The organism is Paenibacillus intestini, from assembly GCF_030803945.1.
Taxonomy (GTDB): Bacteria; Bacillota; Bacilli; order Paenibacillales; family Paenibacillaceae; genus Paenibacillus; species Paenibacillus polysaccharolyticus.
In genome coordinates this window covers 280,014-286,407 of the sequence record NZ_JAURUN010000008.1, presented here as the reverse complement: position 1 = coordinate 286,407, position 6,394 = coordinate 280,014, and the positions used below count along the sequence as shown (strand labels likewise).

General features: G+C 45.7%; 5 protein-coding genes and 1 rRNA gene. All 6 read right to left on the bottom strand.

The features are described from left to right. Nucleotides 1-86: ribosomal RNA gene (locus tag J2T16_RS20950) — 16S ribosomal RNA — on the bottom strand; the annotation flags it as partial. 542 nt (nt 87-628) lie between these two features. Continuing rightward, entirely contained in the window at nt 629-2,254 is a 1,626-nt protein-coding gene (locus J2T16_RS20945; protein WP_499019167.1) for a LysM peptidoglycan-binding domain-containing protein, read from the bottom strand. A 198-nt stretch (nt 2,255-2,452) separates the two neighbouring features. Next, a complete protein-coding gene (gene ilvE, locus J2T16_RS20940) occupies nt 2,453-3,334 on the bottom strand; it encodes a branched-chain-amino-acid transaminase (protein WP_090919067.1) in 882 nt (293 codons plus the stop codon). A 149-nt stretch (nt 3,335-3,483) separates the two neighbouring features. Next, the gene (gene pheA, locus J2T16_RS20935) at nt 3,484-4,359 is read right to left on the bottom strand and encodes a prephenate dehydratase (RefSeq protein ID WP_154890957.1); all 876 of its coding nucleotides are present in this window, start codon (nt 4,357-4,359) and stop codon (nt 3,484-3,486) included. Then, nucleotides 4,356-5,324, bottom strand: a complete 969-nt coding sequence (gene thrB, locus J2T16_RS20930) for a homoserine kinase (protein WP_221786627.1) — start codon at nt 5,322-5,324, stop codon at nt 4,356-4,358. Before thrB ends, pheA begins: the two co-directional genes overlap by 4 nt. Next, the gene (gene thrC, locus J2T16_RS20925) at nt 5,321-6,391 is read right to left on the bottom strand and encodes a threonine synthase (RefSeq protein WP_221786625.1); all 1,071 of its coding nucleotides are present in this window, start codon (nt 6,389-6,391) and stop codon (nt 5,321-5,323) included. The genes thrB and thrC overlap by 4 nt, the downstream gene beginning before the upstream one ends. Nucleotides 6,392-6,394 lie beyond the last annotated feature (3 nt).

The following is a 6,394-nucleotide window of genomic DNA, read 5'->3' as shown; positions in this document are numbered from 1 at the left end:
CAAGCTTCTCTTCAAGTCCGCTCGACTTGCATGTATTAGGCATGCCGCCAGCGTTCGTCCTGAGCCAGGATCAAACTCTCCAATAAAGATGAATTTCGCAGCGTCGTTAAACGCTGTGTAACTCATCGGGGTATTGAAAAGAGCGATAAGCTCATTTTGAATCTGACGAGATTAAAATCTCATTTGTGTTCCAGTTTTCATACAGCCAGATAGCATGCACCAAAACCTTCACGTCATTCTGCAAGCAGAATGTTTACTCACTCGTTGTTCAGTTTTCAAAGATCAAACTTCTTATTTAGTCACCAACGTGTTTCAGCGGCGACTTAAATAATGTAACACATGGCCAAAATTAATGCAAGAGTTTTTTGAATTATAGTTTTATTTCTACAGAGTTTTGCATGTACACTTCAATTCAAAGCTAGTTTCAACCTGAAATTAAAGCGCATACATATTATAACATATTTTTGAACGGGCTTTCAAACGTTATCAGCAATATTTTGTTTATTCGACACCTCCATCATTTCAAACACATCGTCTATTCTCGTTGTAACTGCTCAAGCGAAAAGGCCAGTTCTAATTTATTGAACTGACCTTTTCGCAACAACCATCATTCTATTTCAGATTACTCTTAATGTTGAATCCAGGGATTACGACGTTTCTTGGCTGGTTTTTGTGAATTCGTTGACGTCGTATTTTCTCTAGCAGATTTTCCAGACACAGATACCTTTGATTTACTTTTCGCAGGTGTTTTACTTGTTCTTCGTTTTGCCGTTCCATTTTTAGACGGCGTTGATTTCGGTTTCGCGTCAGATTCCGGATCAACCTCTTCAAAAGCGGCCTGACTTAAGTTCGCATTGTCACGCCCTCCCTTTTTCCCACTGTTGGCATCATGGACTTGAGAAGGGTACATCTCTCCAAAAGCACCAAGCGGAGATGGCGGAACCATATTTTGAGCCGGATACGGATTTTGATAAGCATATTCCATCGGATGATTTGGCATAACAGATGTGGACATTTCAGGCGGCATACCATTCGGGTGACCATACATTCCCCAAGCTGGTTCCTGATAACCATACGCAGGATAAGTATATTGAGGAGCATGTGTATGCGATCCACATCCGCATGGAGGGTACGGAAGCATGGAGTACGGAGAAATAAATGGCGGTTGATTGTTCATCTGGTTCGTTGCAGCTGCAATACTTGGGAAAGGACTGTTTATTTGAGCTGCTGGCGAAATTGGAAATGCATTATTCGTCATCTCAGGAGATATATTTGGCATTACGTTATTATGATTAAAAGTCTGTTCTGCTCCCATCCATGGGCTATTTGGCATGCTACCCATATTATAAGCACCAACATCCTGAACACCAGGGAAAGGAGAGTTGTTGGCCATCCCTGCCGTATACATGTTGTTTTGCTGAACAGCGTATACCTCTTGTGTAGGTACAGGCACCTGCATATAAGGATGTTCCATCGGAGCATGGAGCATTTTTTGGCCACAGCCACACGGCGCCTTAACCGATGGCTCAACACTCACAGCCGGTTCGATGTTAGGCATTACAGGCAGAGGCATCACTTCAGGTGAAAGATTAGGCATTTGAGGTTTTTTTGCTTCGTTTACAGGTTGGACTTGAACTTCAGACTTCATCTCCTCTTTCTTGTCTGGTTTCTTCTCAGGCTTCATTTCAGGCATTACAGGTAACTGAGGCAAAGCCTCCAATTCAGGCATGATATTGGGCTTAGCCGGTGCAACAGGCACTGATGCTGGGACAGGTACTGGCGTTTCAACTGCCTGCGGTGGAGGAGCTGGTACAACAGGTGCCGTTTCTTCTTTTACACCCGTATACTCTTTGCCTTCAGGTGATAATTTTTCTTGCGTACCCATATTCCCCATTTGGGTATTCGCGGCCTGATTACCTTGTGTATGCATGGAAGGAATATAGACGGTCTCTCCAACCAGAAGAGCATTTGGATTCTTTAATTGCGGATTCGCATTGATCATGTCTTTCAACGGAACTCCCCAAGCTTGTGACAACTTCCATAACGAATCTCCTTGTACTACCTTGTGACTGTGCAGTACGCCCTCTGGCTTTGGTGTTACCGGCTGCGTGGGAATTTTGACCTTCATACCAATATCCAACTTGTCGGGATCTGCGATCTGCGGATTGGCCGCAATCAATTTGTCCAGTGCAACATTGTATTTTTGGGACAGCAGATATAAGGTGTCGCCTTTTTTCACCATGTGTATTTTCACAGGGAACTAACCTCCTAGACGTCATACTTGGGCAGTACATTCGCCCATACCGTTACTACATCCTATGCAACAACCGGGCTAATGACATCATTTGAACAAAAAAAATCCTCCCGCCTTCTAAAATCCCACATACACGAGGCATGTTACATTTTATCGGACAAGGAGAATTCCTGTTATTTATTCAATTCGACGTAGTGATTATTCCCACACCTTGTAGCCGTCTTTGTCAACAATCTGGCGGAAAGCTTCAAGTAATTGCAATGTAACCGGACCCGCTACACCCGAACCAATTGTTCTGCCATCCACTTCACAAGCCGCAATAACCTCCGCAGCCGTGCCTGTGAAAAATACTTCGTCTGCAATGTACACATCATGAAGCGTGAAAGGCACTTCTTTTAACTCAATACCCAACTCCCCGCACAGATCAATAATCGCTTGACGGGTGATGCCTTCGAGTGCTCCAAGGTAACAAGGCGGAGTATACACCACACCATTTTTGATAATGAAAATGTTATCGCTTGAGCCCTCGGTTACGTAGCCTTGCGAGTTTAGCATAATAGCCTCACCTGCACCCGAAAAGTTCGATTGCAATTTGACAAGGATGTTGTTCAGATAGTTGAGGGATTTAATTTTCGGATTCAACGCATCCGGGATGTTACGACGCTGGGATACGGAGACGGCCTTCAATCCAGTAAGATACGCTTCTTCCGGATAGATTGCTAGCTGTTCTACAATAATGATCACGGAAGCTTTAGGGCAACGCGTCGGGTCAAGGCCCAGGTTCCCTGGTCCGCGTGAAACGATCAGACGAATATAACCGTTACGCATATCATTGCGGCGTACCGTTTCAGCCATCACTTCAAGCATCTCATCGTAGGACAGCGGAATGTTCAAACTGATGGATTTTGCCGAATCATACAAGCGATCCAAGTGAGCCTTACATCTGAAAATATTTCCATTGTAAATCCGAATACCTTCGAAGATCCCATCTCCGTACAAGAATCCATGGTCATACACCGAAACTTTTGCATTTTCCTTGGTTACATACTGACCATCCAAATAGATCCATTGTTCTGCCATGACTAACTGCACCTCCATTAAATATGCATTTCCTATATTTCCGGAACATAATGAACCTGTCCATTTTACAACAAAAATAACGGAAAAACTCTCTTATTTCACATAGACGCCGAATGATCTCTTTGCATTCATTATCCAACCACTACCGGTTATTTCCGTGAAGGGTATGTATAACATGGATAACTACCAAGAACACGAACCTGACAATTCAAAGCCTCGATTTCGGCCATGGCTGCCGTGAGCAATACGGAATCGACCGTTTCAATCACATCAATGTAAAAATAGTAACTGCCCAAACGTTTCTTCGTTGGACGAGATTCAAGACGGGTCAGATTCAGCTTTCTCCATGCAAAAGCCGACAACACCTGATGGAGTGCACCCGGTGCATCCTCAGGCAATGTAACAAGCAAGCTTGTCTTCACATGATCCGGTTCACGCGGAATATCGACCGGTTCATGGCCAATTAGTACAAAACGGGTGTAGTTATTGTCATGATCCGTCACACGTTCAGCCATAATATCGAGACCATGCTTTTGCGCAGCCAGCTTCGTGCCGATTGCTACCCAGCCCTTACCTGGATTTTTTTTCACGATCTCCACCGCTTCAGCTGTGCTGTTCACGCCTTCAAGATCTGCATCAGGTGAATGTTGCCGAATAAAATTCTGACACTGCGGGATGGCCACAGGATGGGATAGAATCTTGGTGATTTTACCAAAATCATATGTGCCATCGTCCGTGACAAATTCATTCCCATGTCCGATAACATTCTGGATGGAGGGATACACCCACTCCGCCTGCATTGGGATATCCACTTCATTGACAAGCCAGTCCATATGCAGACTAACGGAGCCTTCAATTGTATTTTCAATCGGAATCACACTGTACTGCACACTCCCGCTATCAACCGCACGAAAAATGTCCGAAATGAGTTTGGAGTGCTGCAAATCGAGGGCTTCCCCATCGAAAAGAAAATCGATTGCTTCGTGTGAGACTGATCCTTCTGGTAAAACTGCAATTCGTTTCATGCGTTAACTTCCCCTTTGATCCTGTCCAAAAAAGGACGTTCATCTTGATCCGGCAGTATGAGGGCGCCGTCCAGGTCCGGGTCCAGCCATAAGGCAGAGGCCGCGATTCCCTCCTGCTTCATAATACCCAGCAAGTACTGTTCCAGTTCTTCCTTCCGGGTATCGTGACGATCTACCAGTGTAAGAACAGTTGGTCCAGCTCCGCTTAGCGCAGCACCCAGTGCACCATGTTCAGTAGCATGATCTAAAATCTCCGTCATGCCGGGTACCAACGAGGCACGATAAGGCTGGTGAATCCGGTCCGACATCGCCTTTTGGATCATATCGAGTCGCCCGCTGGCTAATGCAGCAACGAGCAATGAAGAACGACTCACATTGTGTACGACATCAGGCATGCCAAACTGCTTGGGAACGATATCCCTCGCTTTAGATGTGGACAACTGGAAGTCTGGCACGATAACCAAAGCCTGCAAATCCTGGTGAGGCTCAATGCGAAGATAGTCGACGCGTTGACCATCCCAAGCTGCTGTAATGATACCCCCATATAACGATGCACCAACGTTGTCTGGATGTTTCTCCAGTGCTGTAGCCATGTCTAGCAGCTTATCATTAGATAACGGACTGCCGATCAATGCATTGGCACCAACAAGCGCACCAACAATTGCTGATGCACTGCTTCCAAGGCCTCGAGTGAGGGGGATGTCGGAATACATCGAAAATTCAAGCTCAGGCACAGAGACTCCTGCCTCACCAAATACCATTTGTGCAACTTCATAAAGGAGATTTGATTTATCCGAAGGCAAGCCCGTTAGATGTTCTCCATACAGATGAAATGTGGTCTCAGATGCCGGTTTGATCTCAAGCCAGGCATACAAAGACAAGGCCATGCCCAGGGTATCAAACCCTGGACCCAGATTGGCTGTGCTTGCCGGGATTTTTACGGTTACTTTATCACGCAAGCTCATACAGACTGTTGTTCCAGTTGGGCAATAGCTGCCATAACTGCCTCTTCTGTATCTTCAACGACCAGCGGCTCCACAGCAGCCGTTTTAATTGCTACATTCGGATCTTTCAGGCCGTTACCTGTTAACACGCATACAACCGTTTCTCCGCCTTTGAAGTAGCCCTCACTATGCAATTTGTACACACCAGCCACGGATGCAGCAGAAGCCGGTTCAGCAAACACCCCTTCACGTGCCGCAATGATGCGGTATGCCGCCAAAATCTCGTCATCCGTAACGTAGTTAATCTGACCATTTGACTCTTCAGCTGCAGCCACTGCTGTTTTCCAGCTGGCAGGGTTACCGATTCGAATCGCTGTAGCTACAGTTTCTGGCTCAAGAATGGGTTCTCCCTTAACAATTGCCATAGCTCCTTCTGCCTCAAACCCGACCATACGCGGCAATGTGTTCGATTTCCCTGCCTCTTTATACTCTTTAAAGCCTTTCCAGTATGCTGAAATATTACCCGCGTTACCAACCGGAATAGCCAGAACATCCGGTGCATCTCCCAATTGCTCAACCAATTCAAAAGCAGCTGTCTTCTGTCCTTCAATCCGGTATGGATTCACAGAGTTTACGAGTGTAATCGGGTGTTTAGCCGTAATTTCACGTACAATCTCAAGGGCACGGTCAAAGTTACCATTGATCGCGATGACTTTGGCACCATAGATCATCGCTTGAGCGAGTTTACCCAATGCAATATTGTTATTTGGAATCAATACGATACAATTCAACCCACCACGTGCGGCATAGGCTGCAGCAGCTGCGGATGTATTACCAGTAGATGCACACATAATCGTACGGCTGCCTTCTTCCATTGCTTTGGCAACAGCCATAACCATTCCGCGGTCCTTGAAAGAACCTGTAGGATTCAAGCCTTCATATTTGAAATACAGATTCAATCCGAGTTCCTTCGACAGATTCTCTGCATGAATCAGCGGCGTATTTCCTTCCTGAAGTGTAAGCTGTGGCGTATTTTCATTGACTGGAAGGTGTTCTTTGTAAGTTTGCAGTAATCCTTGATATCTCATTGT

Excerpts from the sequence above, each read along its gene's own strand:
- ilvE (WP_090919067.1), bottom strand. The coding sequence starts at position 3,334 with ATGGCAGAACAATGGATCTATTTGGATGGTCAGTATGTAACCAAGGAA.
- pheA (WP_154890957.1), bottom strand. The coding sequence starts at position 4,359 with ATGAAACGAATTGCAGTTTTACCAGAAGGATCAGTCTCACACGAAGCA.
- thrB (WP_221786627.1), bottom strand. The coding sequence starts at position 5,324 with ATGAGCTTGCGTGATAAAGTAACCGTAAAAATCCCGGCAAGCACAGCC.
- thrC (WP_221786625.1), bottom strand. The coding sequence starts at position 6,391 with ATGAGATATCAAGGATTACTGCAAACTTACAAAGAACACCTTCCAGTC.